General features: G+C 66.7%; 16 protein-coding genes. 5 read left to right on the plus strand and 11 right to left on the minus strand.

The window, feature by feature from the left end; translation table 11 throughout:
* The coding region (locus EV644_RS27345) for an MFS transporter (protein ID WP_132191833.1) at positions 1-522 on the plus strand (522 nt) is incomplete at its 5' end.
* A 436-nt stretch (positions 523-958) separates the two neighbouring features.
* On the plus strand, positions 959-1,981 hold the full coding sequence (locus EV644_RS27350) for an alpha/beta fold hydrolase (RefSeq protein WP_199240024.1): 1,023 nt from the start codon (positions 959-961) through the stop codon (positions 1,979-1,981).
* Between the two features lie 1,174 nt (positions 1,982-3,155).
* Here the strand turns inward: EV644_RS27350 and EV644_RS27355 are convergent.
* Positions 3,156-3,713, minus strand: coding sequence for a TetR/AcrR family transcriptional regulator (locus EV644_RS27355; protein ID WP_132191835.1), 558 nt, complete (start codon positions 3,711-3,713; stop codon positions 3,156-3,158).
* A 98-nt stretch (positions 3,714-3,811) separates the two neighbouring features.
* Between EV644_RS27355 and EV644_RS27360 the strand changes: the two genes are divergently transcribed.
* Complete coding sequence (locus EV644_RS27360) at positions 3,812-4,654, plus strand: alpha/beta fold hydrolase (RefSeq protein WP_132191836.1); 843 nt, start codon at positions 3,812-3,814, stop codon at positions 4,652-4,654.
* A gap of 587 nt (positions 4,655-5,241) precedes the next feature.
* On the opposite strand, the gene EV644_RS27365 is transcribed toward EV644_RS27360, so the two are convergent.
* Entirely contained in the window at positions 5,242-5,955 is a 714-nt protein-coding gene (locus EV644_RS27365) for a DUF1214 domain-containing protein (RefSeq protein WP_132191837.1), read from the minus strand.
* 721 nt (positions 5,956-6,676) lie between these two features.
* Positions 6,677-13,501, minus strand: coding sequence for an RHS repeat-associated core domain-containing protein (locus tag EV644_RS27370; RefSeq protein ID WP_132191838.1), 6,825 nt, complete (start codon positions 13,499-13,501; stop codon positions 6,677-6,679).
* 332 nt (positions 13,502-13,833) lie between these two features.
* Here EV644_RS27370 and EV644_RS48175 point away from each other — a divergent pair, with 332 nt between their 5' ends.
* Together EV644_RS48175 and EV644_RS27380 are read left to right on the plus strand one after the other, a co-directional pair.
* The gene (locus EV644_RS48175; protein WP_132191839.1) at positions 13,834-14,358 is read left to right on the plus strand and encodes a hypothetical protein; all 525 of its coding nucleotides are present in this window, start codon (positions 13,834-13,836) and stop codon (positions 14,356-14,358) included.
* Positions 14,359-14,563: 205 nt separating this feature from the next.
* Positions 14,564-14,986: a hypothetical protein gene (locus EV644_RS27380; protein ID WP_132154882.1), complete on the plus strand. Its 423-nt coding sequence runs from the start codon at positions 14,564-14,566 to the stop codon at positions 14,984-14,986.
* Between the two features lie 84 nt (positions 14,987-15,070).
* Here the strand turns inward: EV644_RS27380 and EV644_RS27385 are convergent, their stop codons facing one another.
* The 8 genes from EV644_RS27385 to EV644_RS46595 form a co-directional block, all read right to left on the minus strand.
* On the minus strand, positions 15,071-15,931 hold the full coding sequence (locus tag EV644_RS27385; protein ID WP_132191840.1) for a bifunctional DNA primase/polymerase: 861 nt from the start codon (positions 15,929-15,931) through the stop codon (positions 15,071-15,073).
* Between the two features lie 46 nt (positions 15,932-15,977).
* Entirely contained in the window at positions 15,978-16,202 is a 225-nt protein-coding gene (locus EV644_RS27390) for a hypothetical protein (protein WP_132191841.1), read from the minus strand.
* Positions 16,199-16,495 (minus strand): hypothetical protein, encoded by a 297-nt coding sequence (locus EV644_RS27395; protein WP_132191842.1) that lies wholly within the window; start codon positions 16,493-16,495, stop codon positions 16,199-16,201. Before EV644_RS27395 ends, EV644_RS27390 begins: the two co-directional genes overlap by 4 nt.
* Before the next feature lie 5 nt (positions 16,496-16,500).
* Positions 16,501-17,121: a hypothetical protein gene (locus EV644_RS27400; RefSeq protein WP_132191843.1), complete on the minus strand. Its 621-nt coding sequence runs from the start codon at positions 17,119-17,121 to the stop codon at positions 16,501-16,503.
* Positions 17,122-17,133: 12 nt separating this feature from the next.
* On the minus strand, positions 17,134-17,343 hold the full coding sequence (locus tag EV644_RS27405) for a hypothetical protein (RefSeq protein ID WP_132191844.1): 210 nt from the start codon (positions 17,341-17,343) through the stop codon (positions 17,134-17,136).
* Positions 17,344-17,438: 95 nt separating this feature from the next.
* Positions 17,439-18,983, minus strand: a complete 1,545-nt coding sequence (locus EV644_RS27410; protein WP_132191845.1) for a DNA cytosine methyltransferase — start codon at positions 18,981-18,983, stop codon at positions 17,439-17,441.
* Between the two features lie 494 nt (positions 18,984-19,477).
* Positions 19,478-22,204: a MobF family relaxase gene (mobF, locus tag EV644_RS27415; protein WP_241998910.1), complete on the minus strand. Its 2,727-nt coding sequence runs from the start codon at positions 22,202-22,204 to the stop codon at positions 19,478-19,480.
* Positions 22,086-22,853: a relaxase domain-containing protein gene (locus EV644_RS46595; RefSeq protein ID WP_158292937.1), complete on the minus strand. Its 768-nt coding sequence runs from the start codon at positions 22,851-22,853 to the stop codon at positions 22,086-22,088. The genes mobF and EV644_RS46595 overlap by 119 nt, the downstream gene beginning before the upstream one ends.
* Positions 22,854-22,939 lie beyond the last annotated feature (86 nt).

A 22,939-nucleotide genomic window follows, 5' to 3' on the forward strand; every position in this document is an offset into this window, starting at 1 on the left:
AGCCTGTTCTTCGGTGCCGGGCAACACCTCTCACCGCTTGCGATCGGCGTGCGGCTGCTGTTCATCAACGGCGTCACTGCCGTGGCGAACCCGCTGGTCGGACGGCTGCTGACCCGCTGGCCACCGGTCGCGCTCCTCGCCGCCGGGCTCGCGCTCGGCTCAGTGGCGATGTTCCTGCTGACCGGGATGCAGGCCGACACCTCGATCGGGGCTGCCGCGTGGAGGCTCGCCATCCTCGGCGTCGCCGACGCATTCATGCTCAGCGCCGTCGCGGTCGCCGCGATCAACGCCGTCCCGCAACGCCTCGCCGGCATGGCGGCAGCCGCGAACACCGCCCTGCGCCAGTACGGCGCCGTCCTCGGTCCCGCCGTCCTCGGCGTGATCCTCACCAGCCGGATCGCGGGCGGCGCCAGCATGTCCTCCGCCCTGCACACCGCGCTGAACGTCAACGGCGTACTGCTGGTCATCGCCGCCATCGTCTGCGCAATGACGGTGCGGCTGGGACGCAACACCACAAGCTGAGCACCGAATCATTCACGGCACTGCTCGCAGTCCTGCCTTTGACGCCAATTGCCCAGGAGAACCCAAAGAGAAGGGTTCCTGCGCTGTACCGGCAGCTACCTGGCCCTCCGATGAGGGGTGCATGGGCGAGAACGAGAGAGAAACGAGAGCGAGAAAGAGAGGACGAGATGACCGCACGAAACGGCCGCGGCGAGTGGCACGGAAATGTCCAGGACGGTGCCGGAACCGTCCCCGTAAGGAACACAGTCAGGACAGGAGATCCGCCCGTGGCAGACCACCCGACGGATGGCGCCGCGCCAGTCATCTGCCCCAAGCGAGGGGAAGCCCCCGCATTCCTAACGTCGCAACTCTCCCTAACCAGCTATGCAAACCGCACCTGGCACAAACACGGAAAGGCAGGACAATGAAACTCACCCGCACCGCACACCCGATAAGCGTGCGCACACTCGCCATCGTCATCGCGGCGGTCGCCGGCATCGCCGGGCTGCTCATCACGGCCGGAGCAGGAGCGTCCGCCCACACCAGATCCGCCCACGCCCAATCCGCCCCGGGCGGCGCTGCCCCTACGGCCCAGCCCGCCTGCCAACTCAACCCGTCACCCCCGGTCGGCTTCATCGAACGCAAAGCCAACGTCAACGGCATCGGCATCAACTACGTGCGCGGCGGCCACGGGCCCACCCTGCTCCTGCTGCACGGCTACCCACAGACCTGGTACACGTGGAACCACATCCTGCCCGCGCTCGCCCGCCACTACACCGTCGTCGCGCCCGACCTACCCGGCGCCGGGCTGAGCGATGCTCCCGCCTCCTCCGCCGCCTACACAAAGAAGGCCATGGCCGCCGACATCCACGCGCTCATGGTCGAGCTCGGCCTCAGCCGCAACATCAGGATCGTCGCCCACGACATCGGCACCACGGTCGCCTATCCCTACGCCGCCGCCCACCCCAATGACGTCGTGAAACTCGTGCTCAGCGAAGCCCCGATCCCGGACCCGACCATCTACACCTTCCCCTCGCTGACTCCGAACGGCCCCGGGCTGTGGTGGTTCGGCCTGTTCGCCGAGAAAGACGGCCTGGCCGAGGACTTGATGACCGGCCGGGAGCAGCAGTGGGTGACCGACTTCATGCCGACGAGCGAGGTGGTCAAGGGCGCCGTCACCGCATGCGACATGGACATCTACGCCCACGCCCTCGCGCAACCCGGACACCTGCGGGCAAGCATCGACTGGTTCGCCACCCTGCCGCAAGACGTCAAGGACAACGCCATCTACCAGAAGACCAAGCTCAGCATGCCGGTCCTTGCCATTGGTGCCTCGGGCAACCTGGGCACCCGTGAGGCCACCTGGGTCCGCAAGTACGCCACCAACGTGACCGGGCTGGTCATCCCGAACTCCGGCCACTGGCTGTACCAAGAGCACCCCGCGGAGCTCACCAGCGTCCTCCTGCAGTTCCTGCGATAACCGGCGCTCGGGCGGCTGCCGCTGCGACCAACGACAGCCGCCCGTCGGGAACAACGACTGAATACGCCTGGAACGACATGGACCTCACCCCGGCCGCACGGACTGCAGCGGTCACTTGGGCCTGACGGTTGGCCGTCTTCGTACAGTCCACGCGTGACGGCCGCTCCGCAGCTCGTCGAGCTCGACGGCGACCCTTCGCCCGGGTCAAGGGTGGCCGTCCACCCATCTGGGATACGCCTTCCGGCCCGAGAGTCCTTTGAGACCAGCTGACTGGCCAGACGTTGAGCTGTCGGTCGGAATCGAACCGACGACCTTCTCATTACGAGAAGGACCTACAGCGTGCGATTCGTCCTCAACCACGGACTTTGGTTACACCCTCGCCCGCACCACGCCTCGCTGATCTCCATGAATTGACACCATTTCACACCACGTCCGGCACCACAGCCACGAGGATCTGAAGAAGCGGCGAGTGCGGCAGTGTCGCGCCGCTCTTGATCTCGACAGTGGCGCAACACCGGCCGTTGGCCGGCCAGTCTCGTCCACTACACCGAAGCCGACGTGCTGCAGTCCCGCGTTCAAGCGCCCGCTACGCAGCAGTTGGGCGGCTGCTGGATCGACCAGGGCGGCCTCGAGCATGGCCCCGAGACGTTCAGCCGTGGTGGCACTGATCTCCGACCTGGCGCGGCGGCGTCCTCCCTCGCTGCATCCACGAGGCCGCCCACCATATCGTGGCGCCGCGGCGTGAGCTCCTTGAGGCGGTCGCGGTCGCCGGTTCGCTGGGCCTCGCGCAGGTCACCTCCGAACTCGGTCAGCTCCGCGATCCGGTCCGGCGCAATACGGACCAGTCGATTAGCCAGCCAGGCCGCGACCGTCGGCTTCCGCAGCGCCTTTACTGCTGCGCTGGCGCGTGTGTCGCCCGCGCCGGGGAAATGCGCCGGCGAGTTGGTTGCGGGCGGCAATGAATTGCTCGGCTGGCAGCCCGTACAGCTCCAGCACTGGGTCAAGCTCGACCTGACCACATTGCCTGTCGCGCTTACCGCGGGACAACCCACGGCCTACTTGGCAACGCATGAGGTGGTTCCGCGGTCGGGCTCGCACTGCTCGTCGCGATTGTGGTCTTGCGTCAAGGTTCTCGCAGGTTGTGGCAGTGACGTCCGCCTCCGGCGCGCGCCAGTTATGCCGCAGCGTCGAGGAGGGTCTCCGCGGCGGCACGTGCGTGGGCGGCCGCATCGGGGCGGCCCGCAATTGCGGCCGTGGTTTGCGCCCCTTCGACGAGGATCGCGATTTGGGCTGCGACGGCTTCGGGGGCACCGGTCTCAGCTACCAGTCCGGATAGGTATCGCTGGAAGGCCTTCTTCTGTGCCCGCACGGTGCGGGTAGCCTTCGGTGAACTTGGACCGAGTTCGCCGAACACGTTGATGAACGCGCAGCCGTGGAAGTCGGGCTCGCGGAACCATGCGTCGAGGAAGTCGAAGATCGCCAGGATCTTGTCACGTGGCGTCACCGCGTTGGCGGCGAAAGTTGCGATGCCGGATTCCCAGGTGGCGCGGCGGCGATTCAGGACCGCCACCAGCAGGTCGTCCTTGGAGTCGAAGAGTGAGTAGATGCGCTTCAGGGAGACGCCGGCGTCGGTTCTGACCTGGTCCATCCCGACGGCTTGCACGCCGTGCGCATAGAAGAGCCGGTCGGCGCTTTCGAGTAGTCGCTCCCGGGCTTGTGTGTCCTCTGTCATGTTTCCTGCCTGCAGCTTGCGTGGAGAACGGTCGTTCCCCTACTGTAGCAACCATGCGGAGAACGACCGTTCTCCACCGAGGAGTTTGGAGCTGCGAAATGGCCACAGTCACCGTCGGGACAGAGAACAGCGCACCGATCGAGGTCTACTACGAAGACCATGGATCCGGTCGGCCCGTGGTGCTCATCCACGGTTACCCGCTCGACGGCAACAGCTGGGAGCTACAGGCCCGCGAGCTGATCGCCGCCGGATTCCGCGTCATCACCTACGACCGCCGCGGGTTCGGCCGGTCCACCAAGGTCGGTGCCGGCTACGACTACGACACCTTCGCCGCCGACCTCAACACGCTGCTGGAGACCCTCGACTTGCGCGAGGTAATCCTGGTCGGCTTCTCCATGGGCACCGGCGAACTTGCCCGCTACGTCAAGACCTACGGCCACGACCGTGTCGCCAAACTCGCCTTCCTGGCCTCACTGGAACCGTTCCTGCTCCAGCGCGAGGACAACCCGACCGGCGTGCCGCAGGAGGTCTTCGACGGCATCATCGACGCCGCACGAACCGACCGCTACGCCTGGTTCACCGCGTTCTACGAGAACTTCTACAACCTGGCCGAGAACCTCGGCAGCCGGGTCAGCCAGCAGGTGGTCACCGCCAACTGGAACACCGCAACGGCCTCCGCTCCCGTGGCCGCGTACGCGGTCGTGCCGGCCTGGATCGAGGACTTCCGCGACGACATCGCCGCGGTACGCGCATCGGGAAAGCCGGCGCTCATCGTGCACGGCACCAGCGACAACATCCTACCGATCGACGCCACCGGCCGGCCCTTCCACGCCGCCTTCCCCGAGGCCGACTACGTCGAGATCGACGGCGCCCCGCACGGCCTGCTCTGGACCCACGCCGCCGACGTCAACAAGGTACTGCTCGACTTCGTCACCACCTGATCCCGGCAACGCCTGCATCCGCACGCATCCGCCACCCACCGCAACCACGGCACCGCGTTCCACAAAGGGTGGGAGCCTGTCGCCGACCAGATCATCGACCCGGGAGCACAAAGCGAAACCACCCAGTCAACTCGAGTGCAGCGAGCACCCTGACGGCGTCGACCATGTAGAACCCGAGAGAGCCCGGGGCGGTCACCACACAAGACCGACCTCGGGCTCTCCCGGATCTATCCCCGGCCAGGCACGCACTCTCTGATGGACCCCGACGGCAGCGACTCATCGTCGCCGGGCTGGCGCTACTTCTTGCCACCACTCTTAGCCATGTCGCACGCGGTAAGCAGCTTCGTACCACGCGACCAAGATCAAGACACCGCCCGGGCGAGGAAACTGGACCTGGGGGTTTGGGTGGAGCCGCCTGTCGGAATCGAACCGACGACCTTCTCATTACGAGAAGGAACGTCGGCGTAGCATCTGCTCTCTACCAGCGATCCTGGTAACACGGTCGCCCGCAGCGGACGCGAGATTCCCCATGAGTATCCGACATTTTGTGCCACGAGTGATGCCACACGGCGGGCCGAGCAGGCAGGTCAGTCGAGGGGTTCGAGGTCGCCGGGTTTCCAGGTGAGGTCGAACCACGGCTGCTCGGGTCCGTAGAGGCGCAGGAGCGGGAACCAGCCGGTGTCGGGCAGGGTGCGGATCCAGTTGCCTTCACCGCCGGCCGGGGGTTCGGGTCCGATGAACACGTCGACGGAACCGTCGTCGTCGACCTTCAGGTCGGGCGTGTAGGAGTTGAGGCTGGGGAATGGCTGGCCGTTGGCGAGCATCGATCGGGTCCACAGGTCGTAGACGACGATCGACCAGAAGTCCTTGGCCGGGATCGGGCCGGGCAGGCGCATCTGGTAGCTGCGGCGAGGATCGAGCCATACGCCGTTGGTGTCGCGATAGGTCCACGTGTAGGCCGAGCCGGTGCCAGGCTTGGGGTGGCCCATGGCGCTGGCGCGCCCGGTCGCGAACCAGGCCATCTGCACCATGTTGTCGATCATCGGCCGGCCCTGCTCGTCTCGGAAGTGCGGATAGCCCGCGATCATGCCGTGCCATTGCCGGTCCGGGGAGCACAGGTGGTCGGTGCGGGGCGCGTTCGCGATCGAGAAGGCCATGACGCTGGCGACCCGGGCCGCTTCGCCGAAGATCTCGCGCATCCGCTGGTCCGGGGCGAACGGGCTGCCTTTGCTGATGCCGATCTGGGCGAGCTGAGCCGCGAGCTCGGTGTCGAGCGCGTCCTCCGGTTCGTAGTCGACCATGGCGGCGAGGTGGTCGAAGTAGCGGCCGTCGATCGGGTGGATGGTGTCGAACTGGTATCTCTTGAGCGCCGCCTATGAGATCGCGAACTGGCCGGCCAGAGGGACGTTCATGCTCGCCCGAGTCAACGTTGCACCGTGATAGAGGAGGTCGGCATATGAAATGGTTGAGTTGTAGGGTCAATCGGGTCGGTTCGGCGCTGGAAGGACAAACGGGCGTCGTCTTCATCGAACTCGTGGACCTTGCGACCCGTCCAGCCTGGCCGGGGGCGCGGTGGTTCACGGCACCGGAAGTCATCGAGCGCGAGGTGCTTGCAACGGGACTATCCGCGATCAGCACCAGATTCCGAGTCGACGCAGTGCTACGAGAACCTCCAGACGAGTACACAGAATGTAACCGTCTGTACCTTGCCGCACCATAGCGCCGCAGGCGGCCAATTCCTACAGCCGCGCCGCCACCAAAGCCGCCGCCCGTGATTGGCCACCAACGCCGACAAGGTGCCCTACTCACATGGTCACGTTAGGCGACCCAAACTCGAAGGCTTCGACCTGCGTTCCTACCCATTTGGCCCTATCCCTAAGATCACCTTGTTCGACCTGTAGTGGGTCACTGAGTGAAGGCAATGGCACGCTGGGCTCCGCCGCCTTCGGTGGGTCGGGCCTACGGTGCGGGACTGTGATCATGGACTGGGGGATCGGGGCTGATCAACCCGAACTCTGGTGCTTATCTCCCGCCTGATCCCAATCCCTCGAGGATGAGGACCGACTCGTCCGACTCCCACCACCGCGCCGGGTGCACCGGGTGGGATGGCGGGCCCTGATAAGGGGTGGTGCGCCTGACTACTTCCTCGGCCCAGGCATCGAAGCCATTTTGAGTGCGTTCGGAAGTGAGATCTCGGAAAAGCTCATAGTACCCAATACCGCCTTTTATCATGGCAGTGGCGACCACGCCGAATGTGGTGGCACGCACAACCCAGCTCGAAGCAAGCATCTCGGCCGCTGCCGAAAAGCTCACTCCATGCGTGAACGCGGTCCACGCAGTGCTTATTGCGATACCTGCCTCTGCGCCGGTGAGAGCACCTTGCCACAGTCCCCAGAGACCCTCAACCCAGCCGACCGTCTCTTCGGGTTCCTCAAATGGGGCATAGAAGCTGTCGTAGATAGCGTCCAACGGGCCGAGGATGGATCCGAATTGCGCAGCATCAAGGAGGTCCAGCGCCGTCCCGACCATTCCCAATGTGCCACTAGAAAATGATTCCTCGTCCTCGGGTGCCACGCCCTGAACCTCAATGACTTCGCCGGTGGTCCCGCCGCAAGGGGCACCACACATGGCATCCGCAGCCGCCGCCAACGCAGCGTTCACCAGGGAGTCGTTGGCAGCAGTGCTGGACGTGTCGTCGTCGGAGCTGGACGTTGGCTCGGCATCGGTCGAGGTCGGGGTCGCACTGAAACTGCCGTTCAGACCTCCCAGCCAGCCAGAACCGGCGCCGCAATTCGGGAACTGTTGACAACCCGGGCCCGGGTTGAACGGCCCGGTGCCACCCGTGAACGGGCCGTCGCCGGACCCCGGATTGAACGGCCCGCTGCCGCCCGAGGTCGGATATGTAACAAATCCGGTTGGGTCGGTGAGGGTGGCTGGGTTGTTCTGGACGTAGCTGTAGCGGTTGTAAGTTTGGCTGGATGTTGGCCCTTGGATGGGGTCGGGGGTGAGGAAGCGCCGGGCCTCGGGGTCGTAGATGCGGCCCTTCATGTTGATGAGGCCGAACTCGTCGTCGTGCTCGTGGCCGGTGTAGCCCTGCCGGGGACCCGCCCGCCTGCTGTCGTCCAGCGGATCGTTCTGGGCATCGATGCGGCGGCCGAACGGGTCGTAGAAGATCCCCCGCGGGGACGGGGCGGCGGCTCCGATCGGTTCGCCGTTGTGGTTGGTGAGCGCGATGGTGGAGCGCTGCAGGTCGTTGTGCAGGTAGGTCACATGGTCCACCGGGTTGATAGCCCCGGATGCATCTTGGGTCCGGTTGAGCTGTGCGACGACGCGCCCGTCGGCGACGATGTTGTGCAGGTTGTGCATCTCGTTGCCGCCGGTGCCGGCGGGGCTGCGGCGTTCGAACAGCCCCGCCACAGTGACGACTGTCTGGTCAGCGTCGCGTTTGAGCACGCGGGCGCCGTCCGGGTCGTAGGCGAACTCGGTGTGCCGGACCTGGCCTTCGCCGCTGGTCCAGTCGAGCACCGCGGGCAGTCCGGAGGTGTTGTACTGCACGGTGCGGTTCGGGCCGCTGATCTGCTGGCCGGTGCGGTCGTAGCCATACTGTTGGCCGTTGCGTGAGGTCAGCCAGTGTTCCGTTGTGCCGTGCTCCCCGTATCGGTAGATGGTGGTCTTTTCTGGTTGGTTCGGCCGTTGGACGGTCTCGGTCTGGAGGTTCCCGATCGGCCTGTATGCGTAGGTGGTGTTCATCCCGGGTTGTGCGGGGTCGGTTTTGATGGACCAGCCGTCGAGTCGGTTGAGCACGTCGTAGTGGTAGGTCTCGAACCGTTGATTGGCCTGGTCGTTTCGCTGGGTCACGTTGCGGTTGTCGTCGTAGTCGTAGCCAATTTCAGCGACCCTGCCCAGCGTGTCGGGGCTTGTGGTCAGGATGCGGTCGAGCAGTCCGGTTGTGGGCCGGTAGACGCGGGTGGTGACCACTTCGTTGCCGAGGCGTTCGCGTTCGAGCTGTCCGGCGCCGTTTCTGGCCTCGGCCGCCCAGTACATCTCGCCCCCGGCCTGGCAGCCGTCCTTGGCCTGGGCGAGATAGCCGTGCGGGTTGTAGACCTGCCCGACGGTGAGCCGCTCGGCGGCCTGCGGCCCGGTGGCGCCGGGGATCATCGGGTAGGTGATGCAGTCAAGCCGGCCGATATCGTCGTAGCCGTAGCCGAACTCGTAGCGGGTTCCCTCGATTGTCCAGGTCGTTGTGGCATCCCTGCCCAACTCGTCGTAAGTGTGGCCGATGGTGACGCCGTCGGGGCTGCGGGCCTCGGCGAGCTTGCCTTTTCCGTGGAGGGCCGTGTCCCAGGTGTTGGTCGCAACCCCGTCGGGTGAGGTCTTCTTCTTCACCCGGCCCAGCTGGTCGTACTCGTCGAAGGTGGTGACGCGGTTCTCCGCGTCGGTGATGGTGTCTATCTCGCCGAAGGCGTTGTAGGTGGTTTTGGTGGTGCCGTTGCTGGGCATTCTCACGTGATCCGGTCGGCCGAGCGGGTCGTGGTGGATGGTTTGTGCGGTCCTGTCCGGCTTGAAGAGTATTTTGGTCGTTTCGCCGAATGGGCCGTACCCGAAGTCGGTAATCAGCCAGTTGGTGGAGGCCGGGTCGTCGTCGAGGCAGCCGCTCATATCGATGGTGGCGCACTCGTAGAGGAAATCCACCTCCCCGTCGACAGTGTCGATGGTGTAGCTGTGCACGCCTTTGGCGTCGTAGGTGTGGGTTTCCCGGTCGATGAACGCGTGACGCACTTGTGCTCCGTCCGGTGCGGTGACGGAGGTGACACGGCCGCGATCGTCATACTGCGTCACGGTGTACTGCGGCGTTTCGTCGGGCAGCGTCGGCCGGGAGGTCCGCGACACTTTTCGACTGACGGGATCATAGTCGGTGTAGGTGGTCGCGATGCGTCCGTCGAATGTCTTGACCTGCAGCTCACGGGTCCGGCCGAGCTGGTCGACCAGCACCGCGGTTTCCCCGCCGCCGGCCACCGTGGTGGTAGTGAGCTGCTGATCGCCGAGGTTGGTGTGGGTCACGTGTTCGAAGCTGCCGTCGGCGCGGTTGGTTTCCCGCAGCCGGCCGAACCGGTCGTAGCGGAACGTGGTCCGCACCCCGTTCGGGTCTGTGGTGCTGAGGGGTACACCGAGCCCGGAATGCGTTTCGATCACGGTTCGATGACCGGCCGCGTTGATGATGTCGGTGGGATGTAGCTGGTCGGCGTTGTTGTACTCGCGTATGTCGGTGCGACTCTGCCCGGCGTTGTCGGTTCTGGTGATCGAGGTGATCACACCGAACGGGCCGTACTCGGTGGTGGTGGTCAGCTTCAATCGCGGTCTGGTCGGCTCCACCACGCTGACTGTCGGGTTGCCCTTGTCGTCGTAGTAGAACCGTGACTCCCGTGTCATGCAGACGCCGTCGCTGTTACAGCCGGTGCTGAGCGTGTGGTTGGGCAGCCCGATCAGCCAGGCGGCCGGGTCGTTGTTGTAGTCGAAGTCCTGGGTGAGGGTGCGGCCGTTCGTGGTGTCCGACTTGACGACGTCGGTGTTGCCGAAGTCGTCGTAGCTGGCCTCGGTTTTGGTGGTACGTAGAATCCGCCAGTTGTTGGCGCCCACGCGGCGCTCCTGCTCGATTGCGGTGGCGTGGCGCAGTTCCACGGTGTAGGTGCCGCTATCGAATTGGCGGAGTTCGTAGTCGTTAGTGGTGATGCTCTGGAACTCGCGTCCGGTGCCATCGTTCACGTTCTTGACCGTGTAGGTCTCTTTCTTGGGCAGGTGGGCGAACGGATAGGTCTTGGTGGCCGGATCACGCCTCACGTTGTCGAACTCGGTCACCGTGATGGCGCCGGTGGCCACCCGGGTGACGGTGTGCTTGGCGAACCCGAGCCACCCGCGCCCGTGACGGTCCGCGCGCGCCGCCTCGTATTTGTGTAGGTAGCGGTCCCAGGTGGGCTCGGCGCCGGGGCCGAAATCCGAGGCGACGCGGTGTTCCGCCACCACGCTGCCGCCGCTGATGGGACAGGTCTGCGGGAAATTACAGTTACCCGGAGAGTGCACGTCCCGGTCGGCCAGCGTGGTGTAGTCGATCTCGGTGCGGCCGCGGGGTGACCCATTTCCGATTCGGATCAGTTGGTCTGGAACCCCGCCCAACCGCTGGAAGACCCGCAGCCGCCCGTCGGTGCCGGCGTTGACCAGGTCCAACACCCCGTCCCCGTCGAAGTCAAGTACCTGCGTGTTGTCCCAGTTTGCCCCGTTGGGCGAACTGGGCGAACCGATATTGAGATCGAGTTCAGCCCGGACGAAGGCGTTGTCCGTCCACGTGTAGACCTGCAGCCCCCGCGAGGTGTCCCCATGCCCGGGATTGCCCTCATGGAACACCAGCACGTCGTCGCGTCCATCGCCGTTGAAATCGACCACTCGTACCCCGTCATCGCGCAGATAGTCTGAGCCTGGATAAGGGTGCGGAGCCTGGTAGCCGTCCGGGCTCGGCGCGGTCAAGCGGGAGCCAAACCCGTTGCCGCTGTTGAGCTGTACCCGCAGCTCGCCCGGGTCGCTCGAGGAGAGTCCGTGGGGTATCACCGCGTCGACCAGGCCGTCGCCGTTGACGTCGCCGAAGTGAGTTGTCCTTCGCCCTCCTGTGAGGTTCAACAGCCCGACTTGCACGTCACAGCCCGCGTTCCCCAGCCGGACTTGCACACCACAGGCGGCATTTAACCCCCAGCTCGCCCAGCCCAGCTCACCGGCGTCTCTTCTGCTGATCAACTCGGTGCGCCCATCACCGTTGGCGTCCATCGCGAAGTTGCCCAAGGTGATGTTGCGCCGGATGGTCGTCTCGTCCTTCGGACCGAAGCGGTCTAATCCTATCGCCCCGGTATTGAGCTGGTACGACCAGGGCTTATCGGTCGCGAACTCGGTTGCGACGAAGTCTGGCAGGCCGTTGCCGTCGAGATCGGCCATATACACCGGCGGCGGGGATTCGAAGCCGGTGTGGACGTATCCGAGGTTGCCGAGAAGCGGCGTGAACCTCTCGGGGGAGTTGGTCGGCTTGAACGGCTGATATCGGTAACGGGGAGGCACATTGTCGCGAACCGAGACGACCGCTTGGGGGCGACGATCCGCGCCGAAATCCAAGATCTCAGGAGTGGTCAGCGGCAGCGCGCAGTTCGCCGCGCAGAGCGGACTAGTGTCGAAAGGAAGACCTGAGTACCGCGGTGGGGCGAACCCGTTGCCTTCGGCGACTCGTAAGTCGGGACCGCCGTTGACCGCGTCGATAAGATCGCTGCGGCCGTCACCGTTGATGTCCACCACAGATACCGGCGTTGGCTCGCTAGCGCCGACGTCGATCTCCTTGAACTCGTACCTTCCCAGCGAGTATTCGAATGGCAGAGGTAGCTTGCATCTTCTGGTCGCGCTACTCGCGGACTCCAGTTCGAGATCGCCACCGTCACATTCCGTGACCGAGGCCAGCAAGCTTCGTAAGGTGATGCCATTTAGTCGATATCTGAGTCTGTAGTGGCGCAGCAGCTCCTGCTCGCCGCCGTCCGGACCGCCCCACATCTCGACCCGGCTCATCCGCCGATCGGTGCGGGTGTGCGTGCCCCCGGAGAAGCCATCAATCGGGTCCGGGCGGTCATGCTCCTCGTAGATGAACCGGACCTGTCGGTTCGGGGCGTAGGTGATCCGCGACGGGCGAAGTTGCGTCCACCACAGCCCAGCCGCGTCCCCCTCCGTGCGGGTGTACTCGACGGTGGCGGCATTACCGTTACGGTCCTCGATCCTGTCCAGAACCCAAGCGGTCGTCGCTCGCGGTGCGCCGGGCTCCTGTACCAGAGATGGCTCGTTCTGATGGATGCCCATCAGCATGTAGGGCTGGACCCTCGCGTCGGCGGTTTCCCCAAGAGTGAGGATCTTTCCGTCCTTGGTGAAGACCTTGAAGAAGTTCGGGACGTTGTCTTGCGTCTCGTACGCGATGATCTTGGTGAAGGTCTCCTGCTCGGTGCGGTACTCCCGCACCGGCGAATACGGCGGCGAGATCGGAACCAGCCGGTTACCGTTGAGACAGAGCCCACCTTGACCATCGAAGTGGCCACCGTCGGTGTATCCGTCCTGCGCGATCGTGCGGCCACACCATGTGATCGTCGACAACCCACTCAGTGTCCACCCAACACCCAGGAGTCCATTGCCGGCCCGACTGCTGTAGGACAAGGACAGCTGCGGGGTGACCGCCCCTCGGCCGGCTGGCACCCACAAAGGCACGCTGTACTGAGCGGCACCGTCGTGGCTGACCGAAAACTGCCCCTCCGTCCAACCGATGTTCGGCTCGCTGTCCACCAGCCGACCCGGCGGTGGCTCCATCGCTGCGGCATTCCGCCCTGTCGACGGCGCCGTCACCGGCGGAACAGACCCAAGAGACGACAAGATCAAAGTGACGGTGAGGAGGACCGGCACCAGAACCCACGCGGGCCTTGGTACTGTTCGCGGCTTGGGTCGCACCTGACGCACCTCCACGACGAGGTGTTGGCCCAATACGCTGCGATACCGCAGCGTGGCGACAGAGCAGCAGACCGATCGGCAACGCCACCCTTCACCGGTCACCTCACACACATAGGATCCCACCGATACGGCCCATTGCGCGAGCCCGAGGACTACGTCTGTCGACGGTGGCGGCACCGCACGGTCTGCTGCACAAGCCAGGGCAGGGACCGCTTCAAGCCTTCTGTAGCCTTGCGCTTCGGCGATTGCCTGACAGCTGCGCACGTTCGCCGTGGCTAACCTCCACGTAGCGCGCCATGGTTGGACCCTCGACTTCGGGTGTCGCAGAGCCATGGCGCCCTATTGGGAGGGCAAGGAGGACCGCACGACCGGCTGACCCTACGCGCACCATCAGCTACGGGCGCCGAAGGTGCATTGGCTAGGAAAGTGTTCCACCGTGATCGAACGACAGAAGCGAGACAGAATTCTCAATGAACTCCATCACGGGGGGATTCAGGACGCCGGATACATCGATCCGGCCGACCCGGCCAACCTCGACCCCGCCAACTCCCGCTACGTGCGGCCGACCTTGCTACTGTGCCGGCCCACTACGACCGAATTCGCGCTGAGGCCCAGACGCGGGCTGAGCCGGACGACCTCGACGCGCTACGGCGCCGGACCGGCGAGTGAACGTCATCCCGGAAAAAGTGACGACACTTGTCGCTAGTGTCCCGCTTTTGAAGTGTCTTTACTTCGAGCGGCGCTGGGATGATCTGCTCGGCAGTCTTGGTCCAGACGAACGGCGTGCAGCGGTCGTTCCAGCTGTCGTTGAAGATGCCGATGGCGGCGATGAGGTCTTTGACCGAGGTGCGCATGCCGCGCCTGGTGAAACCCTCGCGAGTTCCTTCATCGGCGCCAGAGCCATGTTAGGTACCTTGGCTCACGTGAGTCAGTCGGGAGAAGATCCAGCGGTGCCGCGCGTCGGTGACAACCAGAGCCTGCACGTGCTCCCAAGGGGGGCGGTGCAGGCTGGGATCAGCGCATTGAAGGCCGAGCAGACGCCTGGTCACCTCGAAGTCGACCTGGCCGCTGCTGGACGCGTGGTATCTGCAACGCCTCATATCCCCCACCCCATCCTCGGACTATCGGACGACGCCCGGTCGCTGTTACAGGTCATCGCGAAGGCGGGAGCCGCCGTCTCGGAGGTTTAGTTGTCAACGAGCGGGTACCTCCGGATCAGGGCAAGCCCCAGTGATCCCGGCCGGGATGGAGTCAGCGCCTAGGCCCCGACGTTCAGAAACAGCGTCAGGGCCGCACTCGGCACCGTTCGGCAGCGGCTTTGGCGACCCCTCGGTCTCGGCTCACCGGCAGCGGACCCCTCGAAACTGTCCGCGCGGTCTGGGATCGTCGTGTGGTATGGAGCTGACTGCCCGGGATTTCGAGCGGATACCGCGGGAGAACCTGCATGTGCCGGTGCGTGAGTTCGCCCGGCTCTGGTTGACGGCTGAGCGGCGTGGCGACGCATTGCAGGCTCAGGACCGGGAAGATTCGTACCTGACTGGCGTACAGGTGACCTGCCGGTGGCTGGCGGGCGCCATTGTCACCTTCGAGTACGCGACCGGGCCTGTGCGCGATTGGGCGTACGCCCCGATCACCGATACTCGGGAGAAGGCGTACGAGGAGCTAGTCGAGCTGGAGACCCAAGCTGCCGAGCTTGCGGTCGCCCGTAGCATGCCGGGTCGGCCGGGGTTTGCCGATGGCGCGCTGGCGACGCTGGCGTGGGCGTGGCGCCGATCGGGTGTGCCGCCGATCGACGTAGAGAACGCCCAAGCGGGCTGAACCTCTATCCGTCCGAAGGGGCTCAGGAAGCTGCTGGACGGCTTCCTGAGCCCCTTCGCGGATCTTCCGCATTTCATGGCGGGGTCAGGCTGTTCGTTGCCGTGGCTGGCGTGTGCCGGCGGCGAGTCCTGAGCTGATGGTGCGTTCGGATTCGGTGCGGGGTAGCCCGATGCGGCCGGCGGCGGACATCAGCTCGTCGCGGGCGGCCGTTTCGTCGAGCAGTCGCGCGCCGACGAGTTGGCCGAGTGCGAAGGCGGCGCGGTTCAGGGTGTCGTTGCGCTGTCCTGGTGCTGCTGCGAGGACGTTCTCGAGTTCGCCGGTGAGTGCGGCGAGCGCGTACGAGCTGGCGTTTGTCAGGCTGGCTGCGGTCCGCGGTGCAGAGGTGGCGGGGCTGGTGGTGTCGAGGGCGTTGGTGATCCAGTCGGGCAGTGGCTGGGGTGGTGTGGTGTTGCTGGCCTGGTAGCGGCCGTGGTCGGTGATTGATCCGGCGCCGACGATGTAGCCGCCGTGGCCGCGGGTGTCGATCTTCCATCCGATGCGGCCGGCGCTGTTGCCGAGCTGGTGGCCGGTGGGTTGGCGGTAGTAGAGGTGTTGCCCGCCGGATGGTGTGTCGACGGTGTAGGTGGTAGGGATGCTGGCGTTGTGGTCGGCGGCGGCCAGGGCGAGTACCTCGGCGCCGTTGGTTGCTCCTCGGGTGCGCCACGGTTCGGGTGCCAGGTCTGTGGTGGTCTTGGGTTGGTCGAGGTCCACGACGAGCAGACCGGATGGTCCGGCGGCGACGCCGATGTTGTAGGGAGCATGCCGCCAGGTCCGGGCGATCGCGAGGTGGTCGGTGGTTGCCGCGTGTCCCCAGCTCTTCTCGACGGCGGGTATTTTGCGGCCGGGGGCGAGCGGGAAGACTGCCATGCCGTGATCGGCGTGCCAGTGCGCTGCCCGGCAGAGCATCCGGTGGTCCGCGTCCAAGGGTCGCCCGCCGCGCCGCGTGTGGTGGTCATGGCTCGATTCCTCTCCGGTCGGGGTGGACGTGTTCGCTACGGATTCGCCGCGAGTCCCGACCCGCGGTGGGCTGGCGGAGTTCGAGGTAGACGCGGACGCCGAAGGATCCACGGTTCGGGTAGGCGCGGTCTGCGCCGGCCACCTCGAACTCCCGTCGTAGATGCTCGACCAGGCGCGCGATTTCGTCGGCCTCGCCGGACAGCCTGACCTTGATCGTCATGCCGTCACCTCCTCGTCCTTGTTCGCTCCAGGCCATGTCTCGGGGCTTGTGTCACCGTTGAACACCACGCGCAGCGGGCCGCGCGCGCACAGCCCGTCGAAGTCTGTGCGGCCGGGAATGTCGTCGTCGGGGCAGGGCACGGTGACCGCGTAGTCGTCGCCGTCCTCGGTCTGGAACACGATCCACGGGGTGCCGTCGCGGTCGATCACCACCGGGGCCACTGCGTGGGACACCAGCTCGATCAGGTGGTCATACGTCGTGAGGAGGGTGCCGTTCGGGATGCGCTGGGACATGCTGGTCAGTCCTTTCTGGTGTTCGTTGGTACGCCGTAGTGGGCGAGGGTGGGGATGCGCAGGTGTGGCCAGTGCCCGGCAGCCAAGACGGTGTCGGCGTGGCGTTGGCCGGCCATCCAGTCGGGGGCGGTGTCGGTACCAGGAAGCGGTGTGGTTTCGCGGGCGTGTTGATAGAGGAGGCTGCCCAGGTCGCTGCCCCATCCGTCGGTCAGGTCGTCGTTGCTAATGGGGTAGCTGGCGTCTTCGTCGGCGAACCGGACCGTGACGGTCAGGTGTTCGGGGTAGCGTTGTGGTTCGTCGGTGCGCAGCTGCTCGAACCGTGCGTGGACGGTGGCGGTGAACCGTTGCTGGTACTCGGCGCGGTCCCTGTGCTCGAGCTCGGCTAGCAGTTCCTCGACGTCCTCGATCTGCTCCAACTGGTCCAGGGTCAACTTGTCGCGTGACGGTGTCCAGCGGTGACCGAACAGCACCTGGCCGATGTGGTTGGTGCTGGCTTCGTAGGTCTCGAACATGCCGAGGTCGTCCAGTTCGTAGACGCTGTTGACGACGATCTCGACCGGTTCGGTCCGGTACGTGAGCAGGTATTCGTCGTCGTAGCCCACGGTGCTGCGCAGCAGGTCGCCCACGCCGGCGGCTTCTCACGATCCGGGGCGGCCGGCGGTCACCGCCTCGGTGCTGCCGAGGTTCGCGGCGACCGTGGCGAGCAGGTGCGCGATGAACTCGGCGCCGTCGCCGCCGCGCTGGTTGTTGTTGATCGCGCGGATCGCGCGGGTGATCGCGGTCGCGGCCACCTGGAAGTCGTCCGGTTCGGTGCCGGTGTCAATCTCAATCTTGGTGGATTCGCTCATGGTGGTTTCTCCTCGCTTGTTGACGGTTACGTGTCAGTGGCCGGGCGGCCGAGGGGCCGGACCTTGGCGGGAGGTCCGGCCGACTGCGGCCCGGATCAGGCGGTGGTCAGGTCGGTGAGGTCGTGGCCGAGGGATTCGGCGACGGCGGCGATCAGGTCGCGCGCGGCGGGTGGGGTGACGGCGTTGCCGAGCTGGCGGACCTTCTCGCGCTTGTTGCCCAGCACCACGTAGCCGTTGGTGAACGCCATTCCGGCGGCGACCTCGTGCGGCTCCAGCATCCGGAACGTGCAGTCCTCGACCGCTATGGTTCGCGGCTCCAGCAGCGACTGGTGGCCAGCGGTGGTGAGGGTGCGTAGCGTCTCGGTGACCGGCGTGCACATCTCCGCACCGTCGTAGCGGGAGCCGTTGTTCCGCATGACCAGCGCGTACCGGTCCCGGGTGGTGAACGTGCCGTGCGGCTCGCTCGTCTGACGGCTCGTGGCGTTGCCGTAGTACGGCATCAGCAGCCCGTGGTGGTTGCCTGCGACAGCGAACGTGTCGAACGGGTCAGTTGCCTTCTTCGTGGTGTTGTTGTTCCGCAGCGGCACCACCAGCGCCTCGGATTCCCGCGTGGTCCTGGTCCGCATCACCTCCGCCAACGTGGTCGCGGTCTCGTTCCAGGTGCCGCCCGCCGGGACCAGCAGCCCGGTCTCGTTGCGGGTCGTCATGGTGCGCATCGCCTCCGACAGCGGCGCGGCGGTCTTGCCGTCGCGGCCCTCGACCGGCACCAGCAGCTCGGGCTTGACATAGCGGGCCAGCCCGGCCCGGATGCGCTGCATCGTCTTGTCGGCCAGCGGCTTGACCCGGTCCCCGATCCGTTCCCCGGTCAGGCTCCAGTCGATCGCAGTAGCAGCGGGCAGCCAGCCCGGCTCGACCACCTGGTTGCGGCAGGCAACGTTCGGGCAGCGCCACACGTACTGGGCGCGGTAGCGGCCCCAGGTCCGTTCCGGCTTCTTCCACGCCTGCATCGCCCGCACCAGCTGCCCGCAGCCCTCGCACCACGCCTCCGGGCGGGTCCATCGGTTCAGGTCCGGGCACACCGACGTGCGCAGGTGAGCCACGACGTACAGCCGGTCGCGGGACTGCGGCGCGGGGCGGCCACCGGCCTGGGCGTGCATCGAGTTCAGGTACACGACGTGCACGCAGTAGCCGAGCGCGTCTAGCCCGGAGCGCCACGCGGGCCACAGCACCCACAGCGCTGCGTCTACAACGTTCTCGACCAGGATCGCGTCGTAGCGGTGGTGCTCGGCGAACCGCACCACGTCCCACATCGTGGCTCGCGACCGCTCGGCCGCCTCATCCGGCAGCGTGTCCCCGAACAGGTCTGGCATCGCGTCCACGTTGCGCTTCTTGCCCTTGGCCTGGGAGTGGTTCGTGCACTCCGGCGACGCCCACAACACATTGGTGCGTGGGTAGCGGCGTGGCTCGACCTGGGACAGGTGGGCACAGTCGTGGTCGGTGGTCGGGTGATTGCTGTTGTGCGTGTCAATGGCCAGCTTCCAGTGGTTCGCGGCTAGCTTCACCGTCACACCTGGCACCTGCACAGCACCGGTGCTCGAGCCCCCGGCTCCGCAGAATAGGTCGGTCATCGTCAGCGTCATCGGTCCTCAACCCTTCTCGTGGTTGGTGCGGGGAGGCGCCGTGGGTGCGTGGTCCTTCACCACGGCCCTCCCCGGGTCGGTGGGTCAGCGTGGCTTCGGCGGGCTGGAGGGGCATCCGGGTCGGCCGCATCCGACCTGGCGCCTCGGCTGGCACCACGGCGGGCAGGTGGTCTGTTGGGTGCTGGTGGTTGTGTCCGGCATCGTGATCCCTTGTCGCTGGTGGGCTTTGTGTGACGGCAGCCCCTTGGGGCCTGCCGGCTACTGCCGTCTGCCGGGCCGCTAGAGGCTCCGAAGTCAAGGGGTTCTCGGCTGGTGGACAAGGAAATAAGCGGAGCTTGCGGAGCGTCGGCGTCCTCCAGGCGAGAACCCCTTGACTTTGGAGGGGGCGGTCTGGCACCTGCCCACCAACCTCAGCCAGAGAAGGGCTTTGTCCCGGCCGGAGGCCGGGGTGCTCTCCCGCCCGCCAGGGGCGGGAGAGCCTGGACTGCGCGTGGTTACTCGTCGTCGTAGCGACCGAGTTCCATCACCGGTACGTGATCGTCCGCGGCCTGATCGGCTGCGGTGGCCGTTGCGGTGTTGGCCTGCTCGGCGTTGGTGTCCTCGGTGTGCCAGCGGGCGAGTTCTTCGGCCCGGGCTTCGGCTTCGGCGGCGGCGTGGCGTTCTTCCGCTGCGCGGCGGTGCTGAATCTCGATCAGTGCCCGCTGCGCGCGGCGTACGGCTTCGGCGGTCTCGTCCGCGGACGGCACCCGTGGAGTGTCGGACTCCGCCACCGGCTGCTCGCCCGCGGCGACCTCGCGGATGTCGGCCGGTGCCTGGTTGTCCAGCACGGCCCGATCCTCGGCCGCCTCATCCTCGGCGGCCTCGGCTACTTCTGCCGACGCCTGCGCTGTGGCCGTGTTGTCGTCGGCAACGATTTCCGCGTCCGGGATCTCGTTGGCTGCAAGGTCCGGTTCGGCGTCCTTGCTGGCTAGCTGGTCGTTGACCGGTGCGGCCTCAACGAACTCGTCGGCGGGTATTGCGAGCGTCATGTCGGTGTCTCGCTGTTCGGCGACGTCGGCCAGTTCGTGCTCGTCGGTGACTTCGCGGTGTTCGTCCACGGCAGCGTCGTCGGCGTCGCCCTGGGAGGAGTGGACGGTAGCGGCGTAGCCGAGCGCGACCCAGTCACGCACGTAGCTCGCCGGCAGCACCATCGTTTCCCCTGGCGCGGGTTGGCGGGTGCCGCGGATCAGCGGCGCGACCCGCAGCCCGCCGTCGTCCAGGACCTCGACCACCTTGAACTCGTCGCGGTTGAACGCGGCGCGCTTGTTGCCGCGGTAGCCGTTGAGGTGCCAGGCGTTGAGCCGGGTCTGGATCAGGTCACCGGCGCCGACGCGGTTGCCGGTCGAGGCGAGCCAGGTGGTGCGCTCGTCGTCGACCTGCCCGTACTCGACCAGCCGGGCGCGCAGCTGCGCGGACAGCTCGGCGGCCTGGGCGTTGGTGTCCACGATCAGCAGGGCGTGCAGGCCGTTGAGGTGGTCGGCCAGCCACGCGTCGGCCGCCGAGCGGTGCGCGGCTTCGAGGTGGCCGCCGGCGAGGATGCGGCCCTGCTTGTGGTACTCGGCCAGCACGCCCTCGTCGCCCTGACGGAGCCGCAGCGACGCGGGGCCTTCCCACTCGTTGGTGAAGCGGCGGGTCTCGGTCAACTCGTGCGTGAGGGCGCCCGCGGCGACCAGCTCCATGCCACCGCCGGCGCCGACGGCGGCGAGCTGGCGGTGGTCACCGACCAGCAGCAGCTTCGCGCCGGCGGCGTCGCAGTGCGCCTGGATTTGGGACAGGTTGTCGGTGTTGGCCATGGCGGACTCGTCCACGACAACAAGGTCACCGGCGCGCAGCGCCCACGCTTGGTCTTCGGGCGTCGTCGAGCCGTCGGTGAGTCGCTGCTGGGTCATCAGCCAGCGGGTGATGTTCTTCGCGGTCACGCCGTCGGCGGCGAGCACTTCGGTGGCGACCTGGGACGCGGCCAGTCCGATCATCCGGCGCTGCTCGCCGTCCCAGAGGTCGGGGTCTTCCCACGCCTTCGCGAGGGCGCCGACGACGCGGGATTTGCCGGTGCCGGCCGGGCCGATCAGCGTCTCGACCTTGGCTCCGGACGTGAGGATGCCGCGCACCGCGGCGGCCTGGTCGTCGCCAAGCTGGAGGCCATCGGCCGCGAGCCGCTTCACGAACGCCTGCACGTCGGTCGGGCTCATCGCGGCGGCGCCGCGGGCGTAGCCCGCTTTGGCGAGCTGCCGCTCGGCCTTCACGTGATCCGGGGTCACATACCGGGCCGCACCGGGAGCCGAGTACGCCGACGATCCGTCGCCGCGGCGCAGCTCGTCGGGAAGTGCCGCGAGCTCGTCGGGGCTTTGGCCGGGACGGTCGGCATCGACCTGCTGCGCGAGCCTCAGGCCGCGCTCGGTCAGCCGGTCCAGCAGCCGCGCGATCTTCGCCGGCTTCATGTTGCCGAGGTTGTCGGGCAGTGCGTCGCTGATGGCGCGGGTCAGGTCCGCGGACCGCCAGGTGGCGTGCTTGGCCTGCACCTCGGCCAGCGCCGTCTCGAGCACCTTGGCCTGGTTGATCCGCCCGGGCAGCCACTGGCGCTGCCGCAACGCGAGCACGTCGCGGGCGACCTTGCCGAGTCCCCCGCGGACCTCGGCGCGCAGCTGCCGATCCCATCGCTCCAGCCGCTGCTCGACGGTCTCACCGTCGTGGGACTTGGCTTTGCGGGTCGCCAGCGACGCCTGCTGTTGCATGTAGGCCAGTTCCAGGTTGTTCGGTTCGCGGCCCATCCTGGCCTCGAACGCGCGGACCAGCGCGGCGGTCTTCTTCGTGATCGCCTTGCGGCGGGAGCTGAACAGGTCCATCACGGCCTGGTCGATCCCGACGATCTCGCGGGCTTTGCCGTCCGGGCGTTCCTTGAACTGCACGCCGAGCGACTTGACCAGGTGCTGTTCCATCACCCGCTCACCGACCGCGCCGGCGGCAGGCTTGCAGCGGTGCAGGGCCTTGGAGTCGATCGTGCGCCACTTGCCATCGGGTCCCTGCACACGATTCAAAACGGCGTTGTGGATATGCAGCTGCGGGTCATGCTCGCGTGAATCGTGCTGGAAGAACGACGCAATCACCCACTCGTGCGCGTCGGCCCACCGGCCAGCGGCTCCACCGAAGTGCCCGACACGGGTATAGCCGGCCTTGTCCTGCAGATAGTTCAGCGCCGCGGGTGTTCCCGGCCCAGATCGCGTCCTCGACCGCCTGGCGGTGCTGGCCCCACTGCACCGCTTCCCGCTCCGCCTGCCGCACCGCACCGCGGTAGCGGTGCACCGCTTCACGGTCCCCGGTGCGGTGCGCCTCGGCGAGTGCACCGCGGGCCGCCTCGGCGGCGGTGCGGGCCTGCACCTCCTGCGCCTCAAACGCGGTGTGGAGCACCGTGACGCTCTTGACCGGGCTGAACGTCGCATCGTGAAACGAGACGTTCTTGCGCACCGCTTTGCCAGCCAGTGCGCGCAGTTCGGCGCGCCGCTCCGGTGATGCACCGGGCTCCTTGGCCAGTGCATCGGCGTACACCTGCTCCTCGCTCTTGTACGCCCGCCCGGTGTGGCCGAGGGTCGCGGCTTCGTCCCACCGCGACGGCTCGCGGAACGCCTCGTCGCGCGGGTCGATGAACCGCTCGTACAGCGCGGTCATGTCCTGCGTGCCGACCTCGCCGGACAGCCCGAGCGCCTCCGCGCCCTTGCCGAACCACCGCCCGGGCGGCTCGCCGGCCGCCACGGCGCCGGTGTAGTAGTTCTCCCGGCCCGACGCGACCGCGCCGGTGAGATAGTCGGCACGGTGGCCGCTGTGCACGCTCAGCACGTGCCACCCCCAACCCGCGCCGCGACCGGCGCGACAGCGCCGATGGCCGCCGCAGGCGGCAGGCCGATACGACGACGCGAAGCGGA

Origin of the sequence: Kribbella orskensis, from assembly GCF_004342085.1 — a bacterium.
In the GTDB taxonomy this organism is placed as follows: Bacteria; Actinomycetota; Actinomycetes; order Propionibacteriales; family Kribbellaceae; genus Kribbella; species Kribbella orskensis.